Consider the following 25733-nt stretch of genomic DNA (forward strand, 5'->3'; position numbering starts at 1 on the left):
GGATTTTTTCCGGGAGCGCCCAAGCGCGCACCGACTGATGACATGAGGAAAGCATGAGCAAGCAGATTCTGATTCTCCCAGGTGACGGTATTGGCCCGGAAATCATGGCCGAAGCGGTCAAGGTTCTGGAATTGGCCAGCGACAAGTTCGCATTGGGTTTCGAGCTGAGCCACGACGTAATCGGTGGCGCCGCCATCGACAAGCACGGCGTGCCGCTGGCTGACGAGACCCTGGAACGTGCCCGCGCGGCCGACGCCGTGCTGCTGGGTGCCGTTGGCGGCCCGAAATGGGACGCGATCGAACGTGACATCCGCCCTGAGCGCGGCCTGTTGAAAATCCGCGCGCAACTGGGCCTGTTCGGCAACCTGCGTCCGGCGATCCTGTACCCGCAACTGGCCGAGGCTTCCAGCCTGAAAGCGGAAATCGTTTCCGGCCTGGACATCCTGATCGTTCGCGAACTGACCGGCGGCATCTATTTCGGCGCGCCACGTGGCACCCGTACCCTGGAAAACGGCGAGCGTCAGTCCTACGACACGCTGCCGTACAGCGAAAGCGAAATCCGCCGTATCGCCCGTGTCGGTTTCGACATGGCCATGGTCCGCGGCAAGAAGCTGTGCTCGGTGGACAAGGCCAACGTACTGGCGTCCAGCCAGCTGTGGCGTGAAATCGTCGAGGAAGTGGCCAAGGATTACCCACAAGTCGAACTGAGCCACATGTACGTCGACAACGCCGCCATGCAGCTGGTGCGCGCACCGAAGCAGTTCGACGTGATCGTCACCGACAACATGTTCGGCGACATCCTGTCCGACCAGGCCTCGATGCTCACCGGTTCCATCGGCATGCTGCCGTCGGCGTCCCTGGACACCAACAACAAGGGCATGTACGAGCCGTGCCACGGTTCGGCGCCGGACATCGCGGGCAAGGGCATTGCCAACCCGCTGGCGACCATTTTGTCGGTGTCGATGATGCTGCGTTACAGCTTCAACCAACAGGCCGCGGCCGATGCCATCGAGAAAGCCGTCAGCCTGGTGCTGGATCAGGGCTTGCGCACCGGCGACATCTGGTCGGCCGGTTGCACTAAAGTCGGTACGCAGGAAATGGGTGACGCAGTAGTCGCCGCGCTGCGGAATCTGTAATCTCTCGGGCCCGCTACCAAATTCAAGACAAGGTAGCGGCCCACATTTCAAGAAGGTGTAGTTGCGATGAAACGTGTAGGTCTGATCGGTTGGCGCGGCATGGTCGGTTCCGTGCTCATGCAGCGGATGCTGGAAGAGCAGGATTTCGATCTTATCGAGCCGGTGTTTTTCACCACTTCCAATGTCGGTGGCCAAGGCCCGTCCGTGGGCAAGGACATTGCTCCGCTCAAGGACGCTTACAGCATTGAAGAGCTGAAAACCCTCGACGTGATTCTGACCTGCCAGGGTGGCGACTACACCAGCGAAGTCTTCCCCAAGCTGCGCGAAGCCGGCTGGCAGGGTTACTGGATCGACGCCGCTTCCAGCCTGCGCATGCAGGATGACGCGGTCATCGTCCTGGATCCGGTCAACCGCAAGGTCATCGACCAGCAGCTGGACGCGGGCACCAAGAACTACATCGGCGGCAACTGCACCGTCAGCCTGATGCTGATGGGCCTCGGTGGCCTGTTCGAAGCTGGCCTGGTGGAGTGGATGAGCGCCATGACGTATCAGGCGGCCTCCGGTGCCGGCGCGCAGAACATGCGTGAACTGATCAAGCAGATGGGCGCGACCCACGCCTCTGTCGCTGATCAACTGGCCGACCCGGCCAGCGCGATCCTCGACATCGACCGTCGTGTGGCCGAAGCCATGCGCAGCGACGCGTACCCGACTGAAAACTTCGGCGTACCACTGGCCGGCAGCCTGATCCCGTGGATCGACAAGGAACTGCCGAACGGCCAGAGCCGCGAAGAGTGGAAGGCCCAGGCCGAGACCAACAAGATCCTTGGTCGCTTCAAGAGCCCGATCCCGGTCGATGGCATCTGCGTGCGCATCGGCGCCATGCGCTGCCACAGCCAGGCGCTGACCATCAAGTTGAACAAAGACGTGCCGATCGCTGATATCGAAGGGCTGATCAGCCAGCACAACCCTTGGGTCAAGCTGGTGCCGAACAGCCGCGAGACCAGCATTCAGGAGCTGAGCCCGAACAAGGTCACCGGCACCCTGAACATCCCGGTTGGCCGTCTGCGCAAGCTGAACATGGGTTCGCAATTCGTCGGCGCGTTTACTGTCGGCGACCAATTGCTGTGGGGTGCGGCCGAACCGCTGCGTCGCATGCTGCGGATCCTGCTCGAGCGTTGATCGATTGATGCAATGAAAGAACCCGTGCCTTGAAAGAGGTGCGGGTTTTTTTATGGGAGTTGTGTCGCCAGTCAGGTCGCCATCGCCAGCAAGCCGGCTCCTGCAATGATGAAATTACTCACGCGTGTAGGAGCCGGCTTGCTGGCGAAGGCGATCTCATCGGCGCCGCATAACCCCCTGCAGAAATTGCCTGTGTGTCACTCACCCGGTAAAGTGCCGCTCCCCCCGTTTCGCCAGAGGTCAAACCATGAGCCAGTCCATTGATATTGCCGTGATCGGCGCCACCGGTACTGTCGGCGAGACACTCGTGCAGATTCTCGAAGAGCGCGATTTCCCGATCGGCACCCTGCACCTGCTGGCCAGCAGCGAATCAGCCGGCAGTTCGGTGCCGTTTCGCGGCAAGAACGTACGGGTGCGGGAAGTCGATGAGTTCGACTTCAGCAAGGTGCAACTAGCATTCTTTGCCGCCGGCCCGGCGGTTTCCTTGAGTTTTGCTTCCCGCGCGACAGACGCTGGTTGCTCGGTGATCGATCTTTCCGGTGCCTTGTCGGCGGAAAAGGCGCCGCAGGTCGTGCCTGAGGCCAACGCCCAGGTGCTGGCCGGCTTGAAAAAGCCCTTTCAGGTCAGCAGTCCAAGCCCGTCGGCCACCGCGCTGGCGGTAGTGCTCGCGCCATTGATGGATTTGCTCGATCTGCAGCGCATCAGCCTGACCGCCAGCCTGGCGGTATCGGCCCAGGGCCGCGAAGCGGTGAGTGAGCTCGCCCGGCAAACTGCCGAGTTGCTGAATGTGAGGCCGCTGGAGCCGAAATTCTTTGACCGGCAGATGGCCTTCAACCTGCTGGCCCAGGTCGGCACGCCGGATGAGCAAGGTCATACCCTGCTGGAAAAACGCCTGGTGCGCGAACTGCGCCAGGTCATGGCGCGACCTTCGTTGAAGATTTCCGTCACCTGCATTCAAGCCCCGGTGTTTTTTGGCGATAGCTATAGCGTGACCCTGCAGTCCGCGAGTGAAATCGACCTGGCGAAAATCAATGCGGCCCTGGAAGACGCACCCGGCATCGAGCTGGTGGAAGCTGGCGATTACCCGACGCCGGTGGGCGATGCGGTGGGGCAGGATGTGGTCTACGTCGGTCGGGTTCGCCATGGGATCGACGACCTGTCGGAACTTAATTTGTGGCTGACGTCAGATAACGTACGCAAAGGCGCGGCGCTCAACGCTGTGCAGTTGGCCGAGTTGTTGATAAAAGACCTGCTGTAAAAGATACTTTGCAACAATTTGTCGAATGATTCCGGGCGAGCCTATGCTTGCCGCAGTGCCGAAGGCGAGCCGCTTTGCGGGGCTTTGCCGGGCATCAATGAAATGACCGCGCGCGACGACCCTCGCCGTTGCGCGCAATGCCTTACGGCAGCGGCTATCAATACCTTCTCGCTGGCCGAGGAATGTTCAAACTAAGGATGAGCTAATGGTTCAAGTTCGCAAACTGGTGTTAGCAATAGCGGCCGCCTCGGCGCTGTCCTCCGGTATGGCGCATGCCCTCGGGCTCGGGGAGTTGACCCTGAAATCGACGCTCAACCAGCCGTTGGTGGCGGAAATCGAGCTGCTCGATGTCAAGGATCTCACGGCTGCCGAACTGGTACCGAGCCTGGCTTCGCCGGAAGATTTCGCCAAGGCCGGTGTCGACCGCCAGGCGTTTCTCAATGACTTGACCTTCACCCCGGTGCTGAACGCCAGCGGCAAAAGCATCCTGCGCGTGACCTCCAGCAAGCCACTCTCCGAACCCATGGTGAAGTTCCTGGTTCAGGTCATGTGGCCCAATGGCCGTTTGCTGCGCGACTACAGTGTGCTGCTCGATCCATCGAAATTCTCCTCGCAAACCGCCGAGGCGGCCGCGCAGCCCGCACCGAATTCGACCGTCGCTGCGCCGGTTACCGGTGCGACCAAGCCGTCCCAGTACACCACCACGCCGCGCGATACCCTGTGGGAAATCGCCGCGAAGGCGCGTAATGGCGGTTCGATCCAGCAAACCATGCTCGCCATCCAGGCGCTGAACCCGGACGCCTTCATTGACGGCAACATCAACCGCCTGAAAACCGGCCAGGTGTTGCGCATGCCGGACCAGGTGCAGAGCACCGGCCTGCCGCAACCCAAGGCCATTGCCGAAGTGGCCGCACAGAACAAGGCCTGGCGTCAGGGTCGCCGGTATGTGGCGAAACCCGGGGCAGGGCAGCAACAACTCGACGCGACCAATCGCGCTCGTACCGATGCCGCTCCGACTCAAGCGACCAGCGACAAGCTGAGCCTGGTGTCTGCCGAATCCGGCAAGAACCGTGGCAAAGGGGTTGCCGGCGATGCCAAGGCCCTCAGCAACAAGCTGGCGGTGACCCAGGAGAGTCTCGATACCAGTCGTCGAGATAACGCTGAACTGAAAAGCCGCGTGGCCGATCTGCAAAGCCAGATGGACAAGCTGCAGCGCCTGATCGAACTGAAGAACAATCAACTGGCCAAGTTGCAAACCGAGGGCGCAAATGGCGCACCAGCGGCTGCGGCAACGCCAGCAATGTCGGCCGAGCTGACACCCAACCCTGCAGCGCCTGCCCCGGCAGACGCTGCAGCGATGGCGCCAGCGCCCGAGGCAACTCCGGCACCGGCCGAGAAACCCGTCGAGGCGACACCTGCGGCATCCGACGATCGGAAATTCAATGAGTTGCTGACCAATCCGGTACTGCTGGGCCTGGTGGGTGGCGGCGCGGTGATTCTGCTGCTCCTGCTGCTGTTGCTGGCGCGTCGTCGCAAGGCCCAGCAAGAAGCCGAGAAGCATCTGCGCATGGCGCGTGCCCTGGCTGAAGAGCAGCCGTTCTCGACGGATCTCGACCTGCCGGAAAGCAGTTTCGAAGGCCTGGAAGTCCCGGCACCGAGCGTGAAGCTGGCGACAGCACCGGCAATGGCACCAGCGCCAGCCCCCGCACCGGCGCCGGTCATTGCTCCGGTGGTGATGACCACGCCGATTGCCGCGCCATTGGTGGCGCCGGCTGCCGAGCGTTCCGACGACGTGCTGGGCCAGGCTCAGTCGCACATCGATGCCGGTCGTTTGAACCAGGCTGCCGCGTTGCTCGAAGACGGCGTCAAGCGAGAGCCGCAGCGCAGCGACTTGCGCCTGAAGCTGATGGAAGTCTACGGCCAGCAAGGCGATCGCGATGCGTTCGTCGGTCAGGAGCGTAAGTTGGTGGCCAATGGCGACAACTACGCCCAGGTTGAAAAACTCAAGAGCCGCTTCCCGGCCATGGCGCTGGTGGCTGCTGGTGGCATCGCCGCAGCCGCCGCTGCTGCCGAGCTGGACGCGCAATACGTCAAGGATCTGCTGCTTGACGAGCCGCCAGCACCGGCGCCGGCACCAGAACCAGCACCGTTCGAAGACGACCTCGACAGCGCCTTCGACCTGAGCCTGGATGATCTGGATGCGATTACGCCTGTGACGCCTGCGCCAGCACCGGAGCCCGAAGTGACAGCGCTGGCGGATCTGGACGAGTTCCCGCTGGATGACGATCTGAGTTTCGGCTCGGTGTTGCAGCAACAGACTGAAATCAAGGAAAACCTCGACGATCTGTCGGACTTCGATCTGGATCTGGATCTTGGTGCAGAGCCGTCGCCGGCGATACTGGCTGAAGACGATTTCCTGCTGGATCTGGATGAGGGTGTGAAGGATTTTCCGGTCGCTGAAGCCCCGGCCGTTCCCGAGGTTGCGCTGGATGATCTGGAGTTGCCAGCCGATTTCGATTTGTCGCTGGCCGAGGAAATGCACACGCCGGATGTGTCGGACACGTTCGCGGCAGAGCTGGATGATGTCAACGCCGAGCTGGAAAGCTTGTCCAACAGCATCGGTGAGCCGACCTTTACCGAGGCTGACGCCGCCCTCGATGGCGATGATGACTTCGACTTCCTCTCGGGGACTGACGAGGCCGCCACCAAGCTCGACCTGGCTCAGGCCTATATCGACATGGGCGACAGCGATGGTGCCCGCGACATCCTCAATGAGGTCGTGAGTGAAGGTAATGCCGAGCAGAAGAGCGAAGCCCGGGAAATGCTTTCGCGCCTGGGTTGAGTGATCGGTAGGTTGTAAAAAAAGCGGCAGCCCATTGAGGCTGCCGTTTTTGTTTGGCCGGTGATGCGTTGGTGTCTGCGAAATTGCTATCGCGGGCAAGCCCGCTCCTACAGGTTATGTGGGCGACATAAATCACCGTAGGAGCGGGCTCGCCCGCGATGAGGCCGGAACAGTCAATGGAGATCCCTCTGGCATCCCCGCCCGGCGGCCTTATAATGCCCGCCTTTGGTACATCAGCAGGCTGTCCCTCCTTGGCAAATATAGATAACCCGGCCGCCGAAATGGCAGCCGACGGCTTTTTCCGGATCGCGCTGGGCGTCGAATACAAAGGCTCGCGCTATCGCGGCTGGCAGCGCCAGGCGTCCGGGGTCCTCACCGTGCAGGAAACCCTCGAAAACGCCTTGTCCAAAGTCGCCGACTCACCCGTTTCTCTGATGTGCGCCGGGCGTACCGACGCCGGGGTGCATGCCTGCGGACAGGTGGTGCATTTCGACACCCAGGTCGAGCGCTCGATGAAGGCCTGGACCATGGGCGCCAACATCAACTTGCCCCACGACGTCAGCGTCAGCTGGGCCAAAGTCATGCCAGGGCATTTCCATGCGCGGTTCAAGGCCATTGCCCGGCGTTATCGCTACGTGATCTACAACGATCAGATCCGCCCGGCGCACCTGAACGAAGAAGTGACCTGGAACCACCGTCCGCTGGACGTCGAGCGCATGGCCGAGGCCGCCCGGTATCTGCTCGGCACCCATGATTTCAGCGCATTCCGCGCCGGCCAGTGCCAGGCCAAGTCGCCGATCAAGGAACTGCACCACCTGCGCGTCACCCGCCACGGCAAGATGATCGTGCTGGATATTCGCGCCAGCGCCTTCCTGCATCACATGGTGCGCAACATTGCCGGCGTGCTGATGACCATTGGCGCCGGTGAGCGTCCCGTGGAGTGGATGAAAGAGGTGCTGGAGAGCCGCATTCGCCGCACCGGTGGCGTGACGGCGCATCCGTTCGGTCTGTATCTGGTGCAGGTCGAGTACCGTGACGAGTTCGAATTGCCCGAGCGTTACATCGGTCCACACTTCCTGACCGGCTTCTCGGAACTTGGCGGCTGACGCCCTCGAATGCTTTTGTTACCATCCGGGACTTCCCCGGATTTGTCTTGGAGTTGTGTCGACATGTCAGCCGTTCGCAGCAAGATCTGTGGGATTACCCGCATAGAAGATGCGTTGGCAGCCGTCGAGGCCGGGGCGGATGCCATCGGATTTGTGTTCTACGCCAAAAGCCCCCGTGCGGTGACGTTCCAGCAGGCGCGCTCGATCATCAAGGCGCTGCCGCCGTTCGTGACCACCGTGGGCCTGTTCGTCAACGCCAGCCGCTGCGAATTGGGTGAACTGCTCGATGCGGTGCCCCTGGACCTGCTGCAATTTCACGGCGATGAAAGCGCGGCGGATTGTGAAAGTTGGCACCGCCCGTACATCAAGGCGCTGCGGGTCAAGGCGGGTGATGATATCGCCGCGGCCTGTGATGCCTATGCAAGTGCCAGCGGAATCTTGCTTGATACCTATGTCGAAGGCGTTCCCGGAGGAACCGGTGAGGCCTTTGACTGGTCATTGATACCGCAAGGCTTGAGCAAGCCGATCATTCTGGCCGGCGGTCTGACACCGGATAACGTCGCCGAAGCGGTTGCGCGCGTTCGGCCTTATGCCGTGGATGTCAGCGGCGGGGTAGAGGCGAGCAAGGGCATCAAGGATCACGCAAAGATTCAGGCATTTATCAAAGCGGTACGCGGTAGCACCTGTTGATGTGACGGCTGGCAGACTGCCGCCGTCCACTGCACTGTACAAAGCGGATGCACTGCACACTGCAGGCAGATCCGGGGGTTTGTGGTTGCACGCAGGTCATGTTTCGCGCTGACCGTGGCAGTCCATCGACCGTCGCCGCACACATGAATTTAGCGCTAGGGCATACACGGGGCTGCGAACCAGAGCGTTCGGGCCGCCGGTACTGGAGAAAGAAAGCATGAGCAACTGGTTAGTAGACAAACTGATCCCTTCGATCATGCGTTCCGAGGTCAAGAAGAGCTCGGTGCCTGAAGGTCTTTGGCACAAATGCCCGTCTTGCGAGGCTGTGCTGTATCGTCCGGAGTTGGAAAAGACCCTGGACGTTTGCCCCAAGTGCAACCATCACATGCGTATCGGCGCTCGCGCCCGCATCGACATCTTCCTCGACGTTGAAGGCCGTACCGAACTGGGTGCAGACCTGGAGCCGGTCGACCGTCTGAAGTTCCGCGACGGCAAGAAGTACAAGGATCGCCTGACCGCTGCACAAAAGCAGACCGGTGAGAAAGACGCGCTGGTTTCCATGAGCGGTACTTTGCTGGGCATGCCGATCGTGGTGTCGGCGTTCGAATTCTCCTTCATGGGTGGTTCGATGGGTGCGATCGTCGGTGAGCGCTTTGTTCGCGCCGCCAACTACGCCCTGGAAAAACGTTGCCCGATGGTCTGCTTCTCCGCCTCCGGTGGTGCGCGGATGCAGGAAGCGCTGATCTCCCTGATGCAGATGGCCAAGACTTCCGCGGTGCTGGCGCGCCTGCGTGAAGAGGGCATCCCGTTCATCTCCGTGCTGACCGACCCGGTCTACGGCGGCGTTTCCGCCAGTCTGGCGATGCTGGGCGACGTGATTGTCGGCGAGCCGAAGGCGTTGATCGGTTTTGCCGGTCCGCGTGTGATCGAGCAAACCGTGCGCGAAAAACTGCCGGAAGGCTTCCAGCGCAGCGAGTTCCTGCTGGAGCACGGTGCTATCGACCTGATCATCGACCGTCAGGAGCTGCGTCCGCGCCTGGGCAACCTGCTGGCGCAAATGATGGGTCTGCCGACGCCGAAGTTCGTGGCTGCACCCATCGAGCCGATCGTGGTTCCACCGGTACCTGCCAGCCTATGATCCAACGTACCCTTGGCGAATGGCTCGCCTACCTTGAGCAGTTGCACCCTTCAGCCATCGACATGGGGCTGGAGCGGTCGCAGCAGGTAGCGTCCCGCATGGGACTGGGCAAGCCGGCGCCTCGGGTGATTACGGTCACCGGGACCAACGGCAAGGGTTCCACCTGTGCGTTCGTGGCGTCCTTGCTGCGGGCCCAGGGCTTGAAAGTCGGGGTTTACAACTCCCCGCACCTGCTGCGTTACAACGAGCGGGTAACGGTCAATGGCGTCGAAGCCACGGATGCCGAGCTGTGCGAGGCCTTTGCCGCGGTAGAGGCCGGGCGCGGCGATACTTCCCTCACGTACTTCGAAATGGGCACCCTGGCGGCATTCTGGCTGTTCCAGCGCTCGGGCCTCGATGCGGTGGTGCTGGAAGTCGGTCTGGGCGGTCGCCTGGATACGGTCAATGTGGTGGATGCCGACATGGCGCTGGTCACCAGTATTGGCGTCGACCATGCGGATTACCTGGGTGATACCCGAGAGTCCGTGGCTTTCGAGAAGGCCGGTATTTTCCGTCAGGGCGCTCCGGCGCTCTGCGGCGATCTGAATCCTCCACAACCCCTGCTGGACAAGGCGCGCGAGCTCAATTGCCCGTTTTTCCTGCGTGGGCGCGATTTTGACCTTGGTGTGACTGATCACCACTGGCAGTGGCGCGGTGTCGATGCGCAAGGGCGTGTGGTCGAGTTGCGCGACCTGCCGCTGCTTGATCTGCCGATGGAAAACGCAGCGCTGGCGTTGCAGGCTTACCTGCTGCTCGGGCTGACTTGGGTGGATGCGCAGATTATCGAAGCGCTGCGGGCTACGAAGGTGGTCGGTCGCCTGGATCGTCGCGAGATCGAGTGGCAAGGCAAGCGTTTGAATTTATTGCTGGATGTGGGGCATAACCCACATGCGGCGGAGTACCTGGCCCGTCGCCTGGCCAGCCGCCCACCGGTCGGCAAGCGTCTGGCGGTGTTCGGGCTGTTGGCGGACAAGGATCTGGATGGTGTTGTCGGCGAATTGAATGCTAGTGTCCAGCACTGGGCTGTCGCACCACTGGATTCGCCTCGGGCGCGTCCGGTTACGGACCTGCACGATGTGTTGCAAGGTCTTGGTGCTTCGGTCACGTCATACGAAAGTGTGGCGGCTGCCCTGGAAGGGCAGTGCGCACAGGCTACGAGCGACGACGAAATCCTGTTGTTCGGATCATTTTATTGTGTCGCCGAGGCCCTTGAATGGCTGGCCCGGCGCTCCACGGAGGACGCGGCAAATGGCATTGCTGGATAAGGCATACAAACAGCGCATGGTTGGCGCCCTGGTGTTGGTCGCGCTGGCGGTGATTTTTCTGCCGATGCTGTTTTCCCGCCAGGACGAACAGCGCCAGGTGACGGTCGAAGCGCCTTCGGCTCCGCAGGCGCCTGCGATGCCCCAGGTGCAGGTCGAGCCCGTGGTGGTGCCCGAGCCACAAGCCTTGCCTCAGGAACCCGTGCCGAGCGATGACGAAATCGCCCAGCAGGAATCGGCGGTGCCAGCTGCGCCGGTGGCTGCAGTGCCAGCAGCCAAACCGCCTGCACCCGCGCCGGTCCCGGCTCTGGCGGCCAAACCTGCAACAGCGCCTGCCCAGCCGATCACCGCGGCACCGGGCAAGCCGGACACCACGCAAAGCCGTGTCGACGCCAATGGCCTGTCTGTCAGCTGGTCGGTGCAACTGGCCAGCCTGGCGAATCGTGAAAGCGCGGAAAAACTTCAGAAAACCCTGCGCAGCCAGGGTTACAACGCCTACATCCGTACCGCCGACGGCAAAAACCGGGTGTTTGTCGGGCCGCTGATCGAGCGCGCCGAAGCCGACCGGCTGCGTGACTTGCTGAACCGCCAGCAGAACCTCAAGGGCTTTGTCGTGCGCTTTCAACCGGAGCGTGGCTAAAACTATCGCCCCGATATGCAATGCACTGACAATCGCAGCTTACCGATAAGCATGGGCTCTGCTAAAATGCGCCGCCTTATCCGTCTGTAGGCTGCACTGTGCCATTTACCTGGGTTGACTGGGCGATCGTAGCAATCGTCGCCATCTCCGCATTGATCAGTCTGAGCCGCGGCTTCGTCACAGAAGCACTGTCGCTGCTGACCTGGATCATCGCAGGGGTCGTTGCCTGGATGTTCGGTGGTTCACTGTCCGAGTACCTCGGTGGGTACATTCAAACGCCATCAGCCCGTATAATCACGGGCTGTGCCATCATGTTTGTCGCCACTTTAATCGTAGGCGCCATGATCAATTATCTTATCGGCGAACTGGTTCGCGTCACCGGGCTCTCCGGGACCGACCGATTCCTCGGCATGGCCTTCGGCGCCGCGCGTGGCGGGTTGCTGGTGGTCATTGCCGTCGGGCTGTTGAGCCTGGGGCCGGTACAGCAGGACGGGTGGTGGAAAGAGTCACAGCTCGTGCCAAAATTTCTATTGGTCGCCGACTGGTCCAAAAACCTGATCCTCGGGTGGAGCAGTCAGTGGCTTGCCAGCGGAATCAGCGTACCCGCTGATATTCCGTTCAAGGAGCAACTCTTGCCGACGGCCAAAACGCCTCAGTGAGTGGTGCTCAGTTCAGATCCATTAAGTAGGGGTTGCGTCGCATGTGTGGCATCGTCGGTATCGTCGGTAAGTCGAACGTCAATCAGGCGCTGTATGACGCGCTAACCGTCCTCCAGCACCGCGGCCAGGACGCTGCCGGTATCGTGACCAGTCATGATGGCCGGTTATTCCTGCGCAAGGACAACGGCCTGGTGCGTGACGTGTTCCAGCAGCGTCACATGCAGCGCCTGGTCGGTCACATGGGCATCGGCCATGTGCGTTATCCGACCGCGGGCAGCTCGACCTCGGCCGAAGCTCAACCGTTTTACGTCAACTCGCCTTACGGCATCACCCTGGCGCACAACGGTAACCTGACCAACGTTGAACAGCTGGCCAAGGAGATTTACGAATCTGACCTGCGCCACGTCAACACCAGCTCCGATTCGGAAGTGCTGCTCAACGTGTTCGCCCACGAACTGGCCCAGCGCGGCAAGTTGCAGCCGACCGAGGAAGATGTGTTTGCCGCGGTCACCGACGTGCACAACCGTTGCGTCGGTGGCTACGCCGTCGTGGCGATGATCACCGGCTACGGCATCGTCGGTTTCCGCGACCCGCACGGCATCCGCCCGATCGTGTTCGGCCAGCGTCACACCGATGAAGGCGTCGAGTACATGATCGCCTCGGAAAGCGTTTCCCTGGACGTGCTCGGCTTCACCCTGATTCGCGACCTGGCGCCAGGCGAAGCGGTCTACATCACTGAAGAGGGCAAGCTGTACACACGTCAGTGCGCGACCAACCCGTCCCTGACCCCGTGCATCTTCGAACACGTCTACCTGGCGCGTCCGGATTCGATCATCGACGGCGTATCGGTCTACAAGGCCCGCCTGCGCATGGGTGAGAAACTGGCCGAGAAGATCCAGCGCGAGCGTCCGGATCACGACATCGACGTGGTCATCCCGATTCCGGACACCAGCCGCACCGCCGCGCTGGAACTGGCGAACCACCTGGGCGTGAAGTTCCGCGAAGGCTTCGTGAAGAACCGCTACATCGGCCGGACCTTCATCATGCCGGGCCAGGCCGCGCGGAAAAAATCCGTACGGCAGAAACTCAACGCCATCGAGCTGGAATTCCGCGGCAAGAACGTGATGCTGGTGGATGACTCCATCGTTCGCGGTACCACGTGCAAGCAGATCATCCAGATGGCCCGCGAAGCCGGTGCCAAGAACGTCTACTTCTGCTCCGCGGCGCCAGCGGTTCGCTACCCGAACGTCTACGGCATCGACATGCCGAGCGCTCACGAACTGATCGCCCACAACCGTTCGACCCAGGACGTGGCTGACCTGATCGGTGCCGACTGGCTGATCTATCAGGATCTGCCTGACTTGATCGAAGCGGTCGGTGGCGGCAAGATCAAGATCGACAAGTTCGATTGCGCGGTGTTCGACGGCCAGTACGTCACCGGCGACGTCGACGAGGCTTACCTGAACAAGATCGAACAGGCACGCAACGATGCCTCCAAGGTCAAGACGCAGGCAGTCAGTGCGATCATCGACCTGTACAACAACTGAGTAATTACCGGCCCTGAGGGGCCGGTTTTGTATCCGGCTTTTAATTTACGAGAATAGGGAAAGGAGTGACAGCATGAGTCAGGATTGGGATGCCGGTCGGTTGGACAGCGACCTCGAAGGCGTAGCGTTCGATACCCTGGCCGTACGTGCCGGTCAGCACCGTACGCCGGAAGGCGAACACGGTGATCCGATGTTCTTCACTTCCAGCTATGTATTCCGCACCGCTGCCGACGCCGCCGCGCGTTTTGCCGGGGAAGTACCGGGCAACGTTTACTCGCGCTACACCAACCCGACCGTGCGCGCCTTCGAAGAGCGCATTGCCGCGCTGGAAAGCGCCGAGCAAGCCGTGGCCACCGCAACCGGCATGGCGGCCATCATGGCCGTGGTGATGAGCCTGTGCAGTGCTGGCGATCACGTATTGGTGTCGCGCAGCGTGTTCGGCTCGACCATCAGCCTGTTCGAGAAGTACTTCAAGCGTTTCGGCATTGAGGTCGATTACGTGGCCCTGGCGGATTTGTCCGGCTGGGACGCGGCGATCAAGGCCAACACCAAGCTGCTGTTCGTCGAGTCGCCGTCCAACCCGCTGGCTGAGCTGGTCGACATCGCCGAACTGGCGAAAATCGCTCACGCCAAAGGCGCGATGCTGGTGGTCGACAACTGCTTCTGCACCCCGGCATTGCAACAACCGCTGAAAATGGGTGCGGACATCGTCGTGCACTCGGCCACCAAGTTCATCGACGGCCAGGGTCGTTGCATGGGCGGCGTGGTCGCCGGTCGCAGCGAGCAGATGAAAGAAGTGGTGGGTTTCCTGCGTACCGCAGGGCCGACCCTGAGCCCGTTCAACGCCTGGATCTTCCTCAAGGGCCTGGAAACCCTGAACCTGCGGATGAAGGCGCATTGCGCCAACGCCCAGCAACTGGCCGAGTGGCTGGAGCAGCAGGACGGTATCGAGAAAGTCCATTACGCTGGCCTCAAGAGCCATCCGCAGCACGAACTGGCACTGCGCCAGCAGAAGGGCTTCGGTGCGGTCGTCAGTTTTGAAGTGAAGGGTGGTAAAGAGGGCGCCTGGCGCTTTATCGATGCCACGCGGCTGATTTCGATCACCGCCAACCTGGGTGACAGCAAAACCACCATCACCCATCCGAGCACCACGTCCCATGGTCGTTTGGCACCGCAAGAGCGTGAAGCGGCGGGCATTCGCGACAGCCTGATCCGCGTTGCGGTTGGCCTGGAAGACGTGGCGGACCTGCAAGCCGATCTGGCGCGCGGTCTGGCTGCGTTGTGATCGAGTTGTCGGTGCCGGCCACCGGTTCGAATGGCCGTGTAGCCCTGGTGACCGGTGCTGCGCGCGGTATCGGCCTGGGGATCTCGGCCTGGCTGATCAGCGAAGGCTGGCAAGTCGTGCTGACGGACCTGGATCGGGAGCGCGGTTCGAAAGTGGCGAAAGTGCTGGGCGATAGCGCCTGGTTCATCGCCATGGATGTCTCGAATGAAGGGCAGGTCGCGCTGGGCGTGGCCGAGGTGCTCGGCCAGTTCGGGCGCCTGGATGCGCTGGTCTGCAATGCCGCGGTGGCCGACCCGCACAACATCACCCTGGAAAGCCTGGATCTGGCGCACTGGAATCGGGTGTTGGCGGTGAACCTCAGTGGGCCGATGTTGCTGGCCAAACACTGTGCGCCGTACCTGCGCGCTCACAGCGGTGCCATCGTCAACCTGGCCTCGACCCGGGCCGGGCAGTCGGAGCCCGACACCGAGGCCTATGCGGCGAGCAAGGGCGGTTTGTTGGCCCTGACTCACGCATTGGCCATCAGCCTTGGCCCGGAGATCCGGGTCAACGCGGTCAGCCCTGGCTGGATCGACGCCCGCGACCCCTCGGTGCGGCGTGCCGAACCATTGACCGAAGCCGATCATGCCCAGCATCCGGCGGGCAGGGTAGGGACGGTCGAGGATGTGGCGGCGATGGTGGCCTGGCTGCTGTCGAGGAATGCCGGATTTGTCACTGGCCAGGAATTCGTGGTCGACGGCGGCATGACCAAGAAGATGATTTACAGCGAGTAGATCGGTTCTTTCCTCAGGCATTGATGTTGAATGCACCGCCGTCTTCGCGAGCAAGCCCGCTCCCACATTGAAATGCGATCCACTGTGGGAGCGGGCTTGCTCGCGAAAGCGGTTTGACTGTTGCTGATGCTGTTGCGATTGACTTGATTTTGTCTTTTTCAGAAAAACTTCAATCCTGCTATTGACTTAGGTTCGCTACCTGCGTAAATTTCGCGGCCTCGGAGATGCAAGCGGGTGATTAGCTCAGCTGGGAGAGCGTCTGCCTTACAAGCAGAATGTCGGCGGTTCGATCCCGTCATCACCCACCACTTCCGAGATACTTGCGAAAGCAAGAGGTAGGCTGAAATGCCTCCACCGACGCGCAGCGGTAGTTCAGTCGGTTAGAATACCGGCCTGTCACGCCGGGGGTCGCGGGTTCGAGTCCCGTCCGCTGCGCCATTATTTACGAAGCAGATTTCGATCTGGTTCGCGATTGAAAAGCACCGAAGCTTTCAATCACACGAGTTACTTGGACGAAAGTCCAAAGCGATACGCAGCGGTAGTTCAGTCGGTTAGAATACCGGCCTGTCACGCCGGGGGTCGCGGGTTCGAGTCCCGTCCGCTGCGCCATATCTGCCCCGAGGCCCACTGAACGCCTTGGAGCTACGAAGAAACCGCTGGTTACTTCGAGTCGATAGCAAAGACCCTGGTCGAAAGACCGGGGTTTTTTGTTTGTGCGATTTAAGTTTTTGCGACCCATTCTGCAGGAGCGAGCAAGCGCGCTCCTGCACAGTTGTTGGTATCTGGCAATCAGCCTTGCAAATACACCGCATGAGTATGGGTGTACTCATACAACCCATGCTTACCATCCGCACCACCAATCCCCGATTTGCGCACACCGGCATGGAAACCCTGCATCGCTTCGAAATTTTCGCGATTGACGTAGGTTTCGCCAAAATCCAGCTCACGCATCGCCTGCATGGTTTTGCTTAGGTCGCGGGTGTAGATCGACGAAGTCAGGCCATATTCGCAGTCGTTGGCCATGGCGATGGCTTCGTCCAGGTCATCGACGATCTGGATCGGCAACACCGGACCGAAAATTTCTTCGCGCATGATCTCCATGTCGGCACGGCAACCGGCCAATACGGTGGGCTGGAAATGGAAGCCATAGGGCAGGTCGGCAATCTGTCCACCGCTGATCAGGCTGGCGCCCTGGCTCAACGCGTTGCGGACCTTGCGGTTGACGCTGTCCAGGCCCTGGCGATTGATCAGCGGACCCATTTCGACATCAGGCTGCGCAATCGGATCGCCGTAGCGGGTCGCGCTCAGGGCCGCGGCGATGCGCTCGATAAATTGATCCGCCACCTTGCGCTCGACGTACACCCGCTCGGCGCAGTTGCACACCTGCCCGCTGTTGATGATCCGCGAATCGCGGATCGCCCTCACCGCAAGGTCGAGGTCTGCATCCGCCAGCACAATGGCCGGCGCCTTGCCGCCCAGCTCCAAATTGAGCTTGGTGATGTTTGGCGCGGCAGCGGCCATGATCCGCGAGCCAGTGTCGACGCTGCCGGTGAAGCTGATCATGTCCACACCTTTGTGCGCGCTCAGTGCCGAGCCCACTCGACCGTCACCGCAAACCACGTTGAATACGCCGGCCGGCAAGTCGGTTTCGGCCACCAGTCGGGCGAATTCGAAACAATTGTTCGGGGTTTCTTCGCTGGGCTTGATGACGATGGTGTTGCCGGTCAGCAGGGCCGGGGCCATCTTGCGGGCGATCAGGAAGAAGGGGAAATTCCACGGCAGGATCCCGGCCACCACGCCCAACGGTTTGCGGAACAGGAAGATGTTTTCGTTCTGGCGGTCGCTGGTGATGATTTCGCCTTCGATGCGCCGGGCCCATTCGGCCATGTAGTCCAGGTAGTCGGCGGTGAAGTTCACCTCGACTTCCGCCAGGCCACTGATCTTGCCTTGTTCCAGGGTGATGGTGCGCGCGAGGTGCGCAACGTTTTCCCGCAGCTTGGCCGCAATGCGGCGCAAGTAACCGGCGCGCTCGTTCGCCGGTTTGCGTGCCCAGTCCTTTTGCGCGGAGCGGGCGGCAGCGAGTGCGCGGTCGACGTCTTCGGCGGTCGAAGCCGGGACTTTCGACAGCACGGCTCCGGTGGCCGGGTTGATCACATCGAGGTGGGCAGTGCTGGCCACGAACTGGCCGTTGATGAAGTTTTCGTAAACAGGCACGGACGGCATGGTGCGACTCCTTGGCAGATCAGTAAGTGCGTGACGGTGCTTGAGCGCTGGCGGGTTCGCGATAGCGGGCGAGGGTGGCCATGGCGCCTTGGCGTAGCAAGCTGATGTCGATGGCCACCGCAATGAACTGGCAGCCCCAGCGCTGGTAGCGGCGTGCGTCTTCTTCGTTGGGGGCGAGAATCCCGCAGGCCTTGCCCGCCGCCAGCGTGGCGTTCACGGCATGTTGAATCCGCTCCTGGACTTGCGGGTGGCCGGGGTTGCCGGCATGGCCCAGGCCGATCGACAAATCCGCCGGCCCGATAAACACCGCATCAACGCCCTCGACGGCGGCGATCGCTGCGACGTTTTCCACGCCGGTGCGCGATTCCACCTGCACGATCAGGCACAGTTGTTCGTGAGCGGTATTGAGATAGTCCGGCACGCCGTCCCAGCGGGTGGCACGGGTCAGTCCACCGCCGACTCCGCGAATGCCGTGGGGCGGGTAGCGCATGGCGCGCACCAGTGCCTGTGCCTGCTCGGCGGTTTCGACCATCGGGATCATCAGCGTCTGCGCGCCGATATCCAGCAATTGCTTGATCAGGTTGGCGTCACCATTCACCGCGCGCACCACCGGCGCGGTCGAGTAAGGCGCCACGGCCTGCAACTGAGCGAGTACGCCGGGCACTGTATTTGGCGCGTGCTCGCCATCGATCAGCATCCAGTCGTAACCGGTGGTGGCGACGATCTCGGCGGCGTAGCCGGTGGCGAACCCGGCCCAGATTCCGTACCGGGTTTCGCTGTAGTTCAGCGCGGCTTTAAACGCGTTTTGCGGCATGTTCATGTCCAATTCCTTTCTCAGCGGTTGTACGGCCGGTGAAGTTGGCATTCCGGGTTGAGGGTCACGCCGAAACCTGGCTGGTCGAGTGCCGACAGGCGCATGCGGCCATTGACCGGCACCGGTTCGCCGAGCAATTGCGGATGGAACATCGGCACCACTTCGTCGGCCTTCGGCGCCATCATCAGGAACTCGGCGAACGGGCTGTTATGCCGGGTGGCGACGAAGTGGTAGCTGTACACCGACGAACCGTGAGGGATGACCAGCGCGTTGTGGGCGTCGGCCAGGGCGGAGATCTTCACCAGTTCAGTGATCCCGCCGCACCAGCCGACATCCGGCTGGATGATGTCGCAGCAACCCATCTCCAGCAGCATGCGAAAGCCCCAGCGCGTGGCTTCGTGTTCGCCTGTGGTCACCAGCATGCCCTTGGGTACGTTGTTGCGCAGGGCCGCGTAGCCCCAGTAATCGTCAGGCGGCAGGGCTTCCTCGATCCACTTCAAACCGTATTCGTGGGCGCCGACCGCCAGTTTGGTGGCGTAGTTGAGGTCCAGGCTCATCCAGCAATCGAGCATCAGCCAGAAGTCCGGGCCGACGCGTTCGCGCATGGTCGCCAGTTCTTCGAGGTTCTTGCGCAGGCCTTCCTCGCCTTCGGCCGGGCCGTGGTGCAGTGGCATCTTGCCGCCGATGAAGCCCATTTTCTGCGCCAGGTCCGGGCGGGCGCCGGTGGCGTAGAACTGCAATTCGTCACGCACCGCTCCGCCGAGCAACTGGTGCACGGGCTCCTGGCGGATCTTGCCGAGCAAGTCCCACAGTGCCAGGTCGACGCCGGAAATCGTGTTGATGACGATGCCCTTGCGCCCGTAATACAGGGTCGACTGGTACATCTGGTCCCAGATTTTTTCGATGTCGGTGACACGAGCACCTTCGAGGAAGCGCGCAAGGTGCTTCTCGACGATGTAGGCGGCAGGCTCGCCGCCCGTGGTCACGGCAAAGCCGACGGTGCCGTCGCTGGCTTCGATTTCCACCACCAGGGTGCCGAGCACGTTGATGCCGAAGGTGCGGCGACTCTGGCGGTACTCCGGGTATTTGCTCATTGGCGTGGCAATGTGATCGTCGATCCAGTGGCCGTCGGCTTGGTCGTGATAATCCGCGCCGCCGCCTCGCAGAGTGAAAGCGCGGACGTGTTTGATGGTTGGAATGCCCATGGTGTGATTCCTTTTGTTAAACGGCGGTCAGGTTTAAACGGTGGCCGGTTTGTTCGAGGCTTTATGGCCGGGCGCGCGTATGCCCAGCACCAGCAACGCGGCGATGACGGTGGTAGCGGACAGCACGTACAGGCCTGCTGCCGGGGAATGGAAGGCGCCTTCGGCCCAGTTCTTCAGCACCGGGGCGATGAAGCCGCCGAGGGCGCCGAACGAGTTGATCAGGGCAATCCCGGCTGCGGCGGCGCTGCCGGCGAGGTAGCTGGAGGGGAAGGTCCAGAACACCGGTTGCACGGCGATGAAGCCGGAGGCGGCAAAGCACAGGGCGATGATCCCTAGCAGCGGGTTGCTGAAGGTCACCGAGCAGGCGATCCCGGCGGCGGCCATGAGCAAGGTCAGGCAGGCAGTGCGGCGACGTTCGCCGGTGCGGTCGCTGTAGCCGGGGATCAGGTAGGCGGCGATCAATGCGCAAATCCATGGAATCGCGGTGACCAGTCCGACCATCAAGCCGACCTTGGTGCCGAGCAATCCGCCAACTTGAGTCGGCAGGTAAAACACCACACCGTAGACGCTGGCCTGGATCAGCAGATAAATCAGGCACAGGTACAGCACCGAGGGTTGGCAAATCACGTTGAGCAGGCTACGGCCGTGGTTCTGTTTATGGCTGTCTTCCTGATCGAGCAGGCTCTGTACTTGCTGGCGTTCCTCGACGGTCAGCCACTTGGCATCGGCCGGGCGATTGTCCAGGTACCAGTAGGCCCAGATGCCCACCGCCGTGGCCATCAAGCCTTCAACAGCGAACAGCCACTGCCAGCCATGGAAACCGGCAAAGCCATCCAGTTCCAGCAGCAGGCCGGACAGCGGACTGCCGAAGATGAACGCCAGCGGCGCACCGAAGTAGAAGAAACCCATGGCCTTGCCGCGCACGGCGCTGGGGAACCAGTAGGTGAGGTAGAGGATCACGCCGGGGAAGAAGCCGGCTTCGGCCACGCCCAGCAGGAAACGCAGGACGTAGAAGCTGGTTTCGCTGTGGGCGAAGACCATGGCGGCGGAGACCAGGCCCCAGGTGACCATGATGCGGCACATCCACAGGCGCGCGCCGACGCGGTGCAGGATCAGGTTGCTTGGCACTTCGAGCAGTGCGTAACCGACGAAGAACACGCCGGCGCCGAAGGCAAAGGCGGCGTCGCTGATGTTGGTATCGGCCTGGAAGGCTTGCTTGGCGAACCCGACGTTGGCGCGGTCGAGGAAGGCCATGATGTACATCAGCAGGAGAAACGGCAGCAGCCGCCAGGAAATTTTGGCGAGCAGAGGCGCGGGTAGAGTCTTCATCGCAGTTTTCCTTTGGTAGGGCATTTGTTCTTATGGGGAAGACTGTACGGCCGCTGATCGATGCGTTACAAATCGAATCTAGCTCACAACTGATACCTTCAGGGTATCGATAAAAAAGGCCCGCCATGACCACGCCGACCATCTCTCGCAGCTTGCTCAATCGCCTGCGCTACAAGCATCTGCACATGTTGGTGACGCTCAGCACCAGCCAGAACCTGCATCGCGCTTCGCAAAGCCTGAACATGTCGCAACCGGCGGCAACCCGCATGCTCCATGAGATTGAAGACATGTTTGGTTGCGACCTGTTCGAACGTTTGCCTCGGGGCATGCGCCCGACGGCGCTGGGCCAGGAACTGATTCGCTTCGCCGAGGCGGCCATCAGTGGCCTCGACCGCTGCGCCGAGGACCTGATGGCGCGGCAGCAGGGTGGCTACGGCTATCTGTCCATCGGCACCATCATGGGCGCGGCGCCGGGGCTGGTGATGGATTCGATCGCCGAAATCAAGTCGCTCAATCCGCAGTTGCGGATTCGCATCATGGGCGACACCAGTGACCAGGTGATCCAGTTGTTGGAGCAGGGGCGCATCGACCTCGCCATCGCCCGGCGCAATGCCGCCACCGACAGTGAGCATTATGTCTTCGAGCAACTGGGCAATGAGCGCCTGCTGGTGGTGGTGCATGCCGGCCACCCGCTGGCACGGCGCAAAAAACTGGACATGGCCGAGTTGGTCAACGACTGGCCGTGGATCCTGCAACCGGAAACCAGCCCGGCGCGCATCGGTCTGGATCAGGCGTTGCAACGCCTGGCGTTGCCGTTGCCGGCGGACATCATCGAGTGCAGTTCGGTGTACTCCATGCAGCAACTGATTCAACTGACCGATGCGATCATGGTCCTGTCGGAAACCGCATTGCGCGACTATCTTAAAATGGGCTTGGTGGTGGCGCTGCCGGTCGAGCTGGATGTGCAAATGGCACCCTTCGGGCTGCTGTTGCGCAAGGGCGAGCACATCAGCCGGGAGTTGGGGTTGTTCATCGATCTGCTGCGTCGAAAAGTCGCGGTTTTTTGATTCCTTGGTCAGTTTTTAGTTTTCCGCAAAGGCATAAGCCTATAAACTTAACCTTTCGGTCAGCTTTGCACTGTCAACAACAGCCCTTTGCATCGTCGAAAAGGGCCTCTGCAAGACTCGAGATTTCCAGAACATAACCAGAAGGGCGGACCCCATAACCGCCCAGAGGATGATCCATGTCCAACCGTGATATATCCCGGCGCTCGTTCCTTCAGGGCGGGCTGGTAGCGGGTGTGAGCGTGACGCTCACGCCATTGAGCAGCCAGGCGCTGGCCGCCTTGATGGAGAACAGCGTGACCGTGCCGTCCGAGCAGTGGCTCGGCAACAATGGCAAGGCGCGCGCCCGTAACGATGCCTTGTCCAAGGTCTGCGGCAGCAAGGTCTTTGCCCGCGATATCCGCGCCAAGGACATGCCGGGCTGGCCAGAGCAGCAAGGCCACGCCATGCTGCTGAAAACCATCAAGGCCGACCACATTTTTGCCGGCATCGACCTGTCGTGGCTCGATGCCGGGTTGCAGCCGGACCGCATCGTCACCGCCGAAGACCTGGTCAAGGACGGTATCGTGTTCCCTGAGGAGCACGCCCCGGATCCACTGCTGCCGGCCGGCAAGGTGCCGATGTTCATCGGTCATCCGGTGGCGATCCTGATCTGGAACGACTTCGAGCGCTTCCGTCAGGCCAAGAACCAACTCAAGTTCAATGACAAGGCAATCCGCTACGGCGAGAAAGTGCCGTTCTACGAAGGCGATCCCTACGGCAGCTTCCGCTACGTGCGCGTCGGCGGTGCGACCTCGGCCGACGAAGACGAGTTCGCCAGCCTCAAGGACTCGATCCTGTTCCCGATGCTGAAAAACCGTCGTCCGGTTTGGAACTCCCAACCGAACCTGCACGGCAATCTGACCGAGCGCGGGTTGTTCTACGCCGACCGCATGAAGCAGCAGATCGATACGCCACCGGATAACTGGCTGGTGTTCGACGAGCGCTACAAGACCCCGTCGATCGAGCCGGCCGCCCTGGAGCCGGACAACGGCAACGGCTGGTACGACCCGGCGACCAAGACCCTGCATTTCGTCGTCGCCACTCAGTGCCCGCTGGAAGCCGCGACCGAAACCGCGAAGATGATCGCGCCGTCGCGTTTCGGCCTGGCCAACCTGAACATGCACCCGGGTTACACCGTCGGTTACGGCTCGAAAGACCACAACATTTTCGTCTACTACGCTGCATTGGCGGCGTTGTACGGCGCCGGTGTGCCGGTGCGCCTGGCCAACGACCGCTACGAGCAGTTCCAGAGCGGCATCAAGCGTCACCCGTTCGACATTCGCTACCAGTTGGCGGTGGACAAGAACGACTACAGCTTCAAGATTTTCCGCTCCGAGATGAGCGTCGACGGCGGCGGGCGAATCAACTACAGCCCGTCGGTGGCTGCGGTGGGCGCCACGGCTGCACAGTCGATCTACTACATGCCGCAGAACGATCTGCAGGTCACGGCCTATCACTCCCGCGCCGTTGAAGCCGGGTCGATGCGTGGCTACGGCACCCTGCAGAGCATGGCCGCGACCGAGATGATGGTCGACGAAATTGCCGATCGCCTCGGTGTCGATGCCATCGAACTGCGCCGCAAGAACGCACTGCGCTCGGGCATGAAAAACACCCAGGGCGCGATCCCGGCCGGTGCCTTGCGCCTGCACGAGATTCTCGACAAGGCGGCCGTCCACGACACCTGGAAAAACCGCGCCGCGATCAAGCAGCAACGCGAAGCCGCCGATCCGGATAACTGGTACGGCATTGGTTTTGCCATCTGCCAGAAAGACTTCGGCACCGGTTCCGAAGCGCCGATGGCCAGCATTGAATTCACTGCCGAAGGGCGCATCAGCCTGCGCCACATCGGTATCGAAATCGGCACTGGCATGTCCACTTCGCAGGCGATGGTCGTGGCCGATTTCCTCGGTCTGCCGGCGCACGAAGTGAAGACCGGCGAAACCGAGTGGAAAGAGTTGCAGCTGGTCAGCGGCGGCAACCCGTACATCATGAGCCAGGCCGAGCAGGACAACTTCCTGCGCAATCCGCGCTGGGTCGGCAAGGTGGCTTCGGCTTCGTCGGCCACCAACTCGGCGTACTACTTCAGCCACGCCACCCGTGAAGCGGCGCGTGTGCTGTTCAACCACGGCTTGTGGCCGGCGGCCATGGAAATCTGGCGACAAGGCCCTTACGGCGGCCAGGCCAACCCCTACGTGGTGCGCCGCGAAGACGCCCATTGGGTCGACGGCAAGCTCACCGCCAACGGTATGGAGCCACTGCCGTTTGCCATGTTGGCCAAGCGCGTTCACGAGCGTGGCCTGGTGAGCGGCGCCACCGTGCACGGTTTCAACCGCTGGAGCTGGGCCGAGGCCGAGTTCAGCATCGACGGCGTGCGTGAGCGTCTGCCGCTCGACGGCCTGGCCGTGAAGTATGGCGACGGTGCCCCGAGTGCGAAGAAGGCGCAGATGAACAGCGCCGGTTTCCATCTGCTGGACCGCCAGGGCATCGCCTACCCGGCGACCCAGCTGAACAACGCGGCGGTGACTTACTACAGCCCGGTCGCGACGCTGGTGGAAGTGAAGGTCAACAAGGGTTCGAACGAAGTGTCGGTGCTCAACCACCACTCGTGGGTCGAGTGCGGTCGGGTGCTGGTGGAAGAACTGGTCAAGGGTCAGCTCGAAGGCGGCATCGCCATGGGCATCGGTCATGCGCTGATGGAAGAGATGCCGCTGTACGAAGGCGGGCCGGGGGAGGGTGACTGGAACTTCAATCGTTATCGCCTGCCGATGGCGCGTCACGTTGCGGTGTGGAAACAGACGGCGGACATCCTGCCGCCACTGTCGCCAAGCGACCCGTCCAAGGGCATCGCCGAGGTGGTGATGATCCCGGTGGTCGGCGCCATCGGCAACGCCGTGGCCCATGCCATCGGTAAACGTGTCCGCGACCTGCCTATCACTTCTGCACGCATCAAGGAGGCCCTCAATGGCTAACCGTCCGCTTCAACTGACCCTCAACGGTCAATCCGTCGGCCCGGTGGACATCCCTGATGACCTGCCGATGATCGACTACCTGCACGAGTACAAGAACCTCACCGGTTCGCGCCTGGGCTGCGGCCAGGGCATCTGCCACGCCTGCGTGGTGATCGTCGACAACCCCGACGGCACCAGCGAAGAAGTGCGCACCTGCATCACCGGCGCGCACTATTTCGAAGGCAAGAAAGTACGGACCATCGAAGGCCATGCGACCCGCGACGAGCAGGGCAAGGTCACCGAGTTGAACCCGATCCAGCAGCGCTTCGTCGATGAATTCGCCTTCCAGTGCAGCTACTGCGCACCGGGTTTCGTCAATGCCGCGACCGTGCTGGTGGAAAAGCTGCAGCGTCAGCCGATCGTCAAGAGCCAGCTGGAAAAAGTCATCGAGGACAGCCTCGGTCATCACATCTGCCGTTGCACCGGGTACGTGCGCTACTACAGCGCCACCCGCAACGTGCTGACCGATCTCGGCCTGGTCAAGGAGGGTTAAG

At 61.6% G+C, this 25733-nt stretch carries 20 protein-coding genes and 3 tRNA genes; 19 read left to right on the forward strand and 4 right to left on the reverse strand.

Annotation, left to right across the window (positions count from 1 at the left end; genetic code table 11):
* Positions 1–53: 53 nt before the first annotated feature.
* From leuB to KGA88_RS16955, 16 genes are all read left to right on the forward strand, one after another.
* Positions 54–1136, forward strand: a complete 1083-nt coding sequence (gene leuB, locus KGA88_RS16880) for a 3-isopropylmalate dehydrogenase (RefSeq protein ID WP_085722986.1) — start codon at positions 54–56, stop codon at positions 1134–1136.
* A 66-nt stretch (positions 1137–1202) separates the two neighbouring features.
* On the forward strand, positions 1203–2315 hold the full coding sequence (gene asd, locus KGA88_RS16885; RefSeq protein WP_110662242.1) for an aspartate-semialdehyde dehydrogenase: 1113 nt from the start codon (positions 1203–1205) through the stop codon (positions 2313–2315).
* Between the two features lie 247 nt (positions 2316–2562).
* Positions 2563–3573 carry an aspartate-semialdehyde dehydrogenase gene (locus KGA88_RS16890; protein ID WP_110662243.1) on the forward strand — a complete coding sequence of 337 codons (1011 nt, stop codon included), beginning with the start codon at positions 2563–2565 and terminating at the stop codon, positions 3571–3573.
* 205 nt (positions 3574–3778) lie between these two features.
* The gene (locus KGA88_RS16895) at positions 3779–6415 is read left to right on the forward strand and encodes a FimV/HubP family polar landmark protein (protein ID WP_223592904.1); all 2637 of its coding nucleotides are present in this window, start codon (positions 3779–3781) and stop codon (positions 6413–6415) included.
* 281 nt (positions 6416–6696) lie between these two features.
* Positions 6697–7521: a tRNA pseudouridine(38-40) synthase TruA gene (gene truA / locus KGA88_RS16900; RefSeq protein ID WP_223593067.1), complete on the forward strand. Its 825-nt coding sequence runs from the start codon at positions 6697–6699 to the stop codon at positions 7519–7521.
* 63 nt (positions 7522–7584) lie between these two features.
* Positions 7585–8211: a phosphoribosylanthranilate isomerase gene (locus KGA88_RS16905; RefSeq protein ID WP_110661807.1), complete on the forward strand. Its 627-nt coding sequence runs from the start codon at positions 7585–7587 to the stop codon at positions 8209–8211.
* A 217-nt stretch (positions 8212–8428) separates the two neighbouring features.
* Positions 8429–9349 carry an acetyl-CoA carboxylase, carboxyltransferase subunit beta gene (accD, locus tag KGA88_RS16910; RefSeq protein WP_110661806.1) on the forward strand — a complete coding sequence of 307 codons (921 nt, stop codon included), beginning with the start codon at positions 8429–8431 and terminating at the stop codon, positions 9347–9349.
* On the forward strand, positions 9346–10653 hold the full coding sequence (gene folC / locus KGA88_RS16915) for a bifunctional tetrahydrofolate synthase/dihydrofolate synthase (RefSeq protein WP_223592906.1): 1308 nt from the start codon (positions 9346–9348) through the stop codon (positions 10651–10653). Before accD ends, folC begins: the two co-directional genes overlap by 4 nt.
* A complete protein-coding gene (locus KGA88_RS16920; RefSeq protein WP_223592909.1) occupies positions 10637–11290 on the forward strand; it encodes an SPOR domain-containing protein in 654 nt (217 codons plus the stop codon). Before folC ends, KGA88_RS16920 begins: the two co-directional genes overlap by 17 nt.
* Before the next feature lie 98 nt (positions 11291–11388).
* On the forward strand, positions 11389–11949 hold the full coding sequence (locus tag KGA88_RS16925; protein WP_110661803.1) for a CvpA family protein: 561 nt from the start codon (positions 11389–11391) through the stop codon (positions 11947–11949).
* 41 nt (positions 11950–11990) lie between these two features.
* Positions 11991–13496 carry an amidophosphoribosyltransferase gene (gene purF / locus KGA88_RS16930; protein WP_095943671.1) on the forward strand — a complete coding sequence of 502 codons (1506 nt, stop codon included), beginning with the start codon at positions 11991–11993 and terminating at the stop codon, positions 13494–13496.
* 73 nt (positions 13497–13569) lie between these two features.
* Positions 13570–14781, forward strand: a complete 1212-nt coding sequence (locus KGA88_RS16935; RefSeq protein WP_150715390.1) for an O-succinylhomoserine sulfhydrylase — start codon at positions 13570–13572, stop codon at positions 14779–14781.
* A complete protein-coding gene (locus KGA88_RS16940; protein ID WP_110662772.1) occupies positions 14778–15554 on the forward strand; it encodes an SDR family oxidoreductase in 777 nt (258 codons plus the stop codon). The genes KGA88_RS16935 and KGA88_RS16940 overlap by 4 nt, the downstream gene beginning before the upstream one ends.
* Before the next feature lie 232 nt (positions 15555–15786).
* Positions 15787–15862, forward strand: a tRNA-Val gene (locus tag KGA88_RS16945).
* Positions 15863–15915: 53 nt separating this feature from the next.
* Positions 15916–15992: transfer RNA gene (locus tag KGA88_RS16950), tRNA-Asp, on the forward strand.
* Positions 15993–16086: 94 nt separating this feature from the next.
* A tRNA-Asp gene (locus KGA88_RS16955) sits at positions 16087–16163 on the forward strand.
* A 180-nt stretch (positions 16164–16343) separates the two neighbouring features.
* Here KGA88_RS16955 and aldA read toward each other — a convergent pair.
* From aldA to KGA88_RS16975, 4 genes are read right to left on the reverse strand one after another with little or no spacing between them, the layout of a single operon-like run.
* Positions 16344–17777, reverse strand: a complete 1434-nt coding sequence (gene aldA / locus KGA88_RS16960) for an aldehyde dehydrogenase (RefSeq protein ID WP_223592911.1) — start codon at positions 17775–17777, stop codon at positions 16344–16346.
* A 19-nt stretch (positions 17778–17796) separates the two neighbouring features.
* Entirely contained in the window at positions 17797–18597 is an 801-nt protein-coding gene (locus KGA88_RS16965) for an aldolase/citrate lyase family protein (protein ID WP_223592914.1), read from the reverse strand.
* A 14-nt stretch (positions 18598–18611) separates the two neighbouring features.
* Complete coding sequence (gene rhmD / locus KGA88_RS16970; protein ID WP_008067008.1) at positions 18612–19796, reverse strand: L-rhamnonate dehydratase; 1185 nt, start codon at positions 19794–19796, stop codon at positions 18612–18614.
* Between the two features lie 33 nt (positions 19797–19829).
* Positions 19830–21125, reverse strand: a complete 1296-nt coding sequence (locus tag KGA88_RS16975) for an MFS transporter (protein WP_110656694.1) — start codon at positions 21123–21125, stop codon at positions 19830–19832.
* A gap of 125 nt (positions 21126–21250) precedes the next feature.
* Here KGA88_RS16975 and KGA88_RS16980 point away from each other — a divergent pair, with 125 nt between their 5' ends.
* The 3 genes from KGA88_RS16980 to KGA88_RS16990 all read left to right on the forward strand — a co-directional run bounded on the left by KGA88_RS16980 (position 21251) and on the right by KGA88_RS16990 (position 25732).
* Positions 21251–22192, forward strand: coding sequence for a LysR family transcriptional regulator (locus tag KGA88_RS16980; RefSeq protein ID WP_110656693.1), 942 nt, complete (start codon positions 21251–21253; stop codon positions 22190–22192).
* A gap of 176 nt (positions 22193–22368) precedes the next feature.
* Positions 22369–25200 carry a xanthine dehydrogenase family protein molybdopterin-binding subunit gene (locus KGA88_RS16985; protein ID WP_223592916.1) on the forward strand — a complete coding sequence of 944 codons (2832 nt, stop codon included), beginning with the start codon at positions 22369–22371 and terminating at the stop codon, positions 25198–25200.
* On the forward strand, positions 25193–25732 hold the full coding sequence (locus tag KGA88_RS16990; protein ID WP_007982256.1) for a (2Fe-2S)-binding protein: 540 nt from the start codon (positions 25193–25195) through the stop codon (positions 25730–25732). Before KGA88_RS16985 ends, KGA88_RS16990 begins: the two co-directional genes overlap by 8 nt.
* The last annotated feature ends 1 nt before the right edge of the window (position 25733 follow it).

Source organism: Pseudomonas sp. A-R-19 (genome assembly GCF_019956575.1).
In the GTDB taxonomy this organism is placed as follows: domain Bacteria; phylum Pseudomonadota; class Gammaproteobacteria; order Pseudomonadales; family Pseudomonadaceae; genus Aquipseudomonas.

Coding starts and splice junctions, on each gene's coding strand:
- purF (WP_095943671.1), top strand. CDS start 11,991: ATGTGTGGCATCGTCGGTATCGTCGGTAAGTCGAACGTCAATCAGGCG.
- folC (WP_223592906.1), top strand. CDS start 9,346: ATGATCCAACGTACCCTTGGCGAATGGCTCGCCTACCTTGAGCAGTTG.
- KGA88_RS16895 (WP_223592904.1), top strand. CDS start 3,779: ATGGTTCAAGTTCGCAAACTGGTGTTAGCAATAGCGGCCGCCTCGGCG.
- KGA88_RS16965 (WP_223592914.1), bottom strand. CDS start 18,597: ATGAACATGCCGCAAAACGCGTTTAAAGCCGCGCTGAACTACAGCGAA.
- truA (WP_223593067.1), top strand. CDS start 6,697: ATGGCAGCCGACGGCTTTTTCCGGATCGCGCTGGGCGTCGAATACAAA.
- rhmD (WP_008067008.1), bottom strand. CDS start 19,796: ATGGGCATTCCAACCATCAAACACGTCCGCGCTTTCACTCTGCGAGGC.
- KGA88_RS16920 (WP_223592909.1), top strand. CDS start 10,637: ATGGCATTGCTGGATAAGGCATACAAACAGCGCATGGTTGGCGCCCTG.
- KGA88_RS16975 (WP_110656694.1), bottom strand. CDS start 21,125: ATGAAGACTCTACCCGCGCCTCTGCTCGCCAAAATTTCCTGGCGGCTG.
- accD (WP_110661806.1), top strand. CDS start 8,429: ATGAGCAACTGGTTAGTAGACAAACTGATCCCTTCGATCATGCGTTCC.
- asd (WP_110662242.1), top strand. CDS start 1,203: ATGAAACGTGTAGGTCTGATCGGTTGGCGCGGCATGGTCGGTTCCGTG.
- KGA88_RS16935 (WP_150715390.1), top strand. CDS start 13,570: ATGAGTCAGGATTGGGATGCCGGTCGGTTGGACAGCGACCTCGAAGGC.
- KGA88_RS16990 (WP_007982256.1), top strand. CDS start 25,193: ATGGCTAACCGTCCGCTTCAACTGACCCTCAACGGTCAATCCGTCGGC.
- KGA88_RS16985 (WP_223592916.1), top strand. CDS start 22,369: ATGTCCAACCGTGATATATCCCGGCGCTCGTTCCTTCAGGGCGGGCTG.
- aldA (WP_223592911.1), bottom strand. CDS start 17,777: ATGCCGTCCGTGCCTGTTTACGAAAACTTCATCAACGGCCAGTTCGTG.
- KGA88_RS16890 (WP_110662243.1), top strand. CDS start 2,563: ATGAGCCAGTCCATTGATATTGCCGTGATCGGCGCCACCGGTACTGTC.
- KGA88_RS16905 (WP_110661807.1), top strand. CDS start 7,585: ATGTCAGCCGTTCGCAGCAAGATCTGTGGGATTACCCGCATAGAAGAT.
- KGA88_RS16980 (WP_110656693.1), top strand. CDS start 21,251: ATGACCACGCCGACCATCTCTCGCAGCTTGCTCAATCGCCTGCGCTAC.
- leuB (WP_085722986.1), top strand. CDS start 54: ATGAGCAAGCAGATTCTGATTCTCCCAGGTGACGGTATTGGCCCGGAA.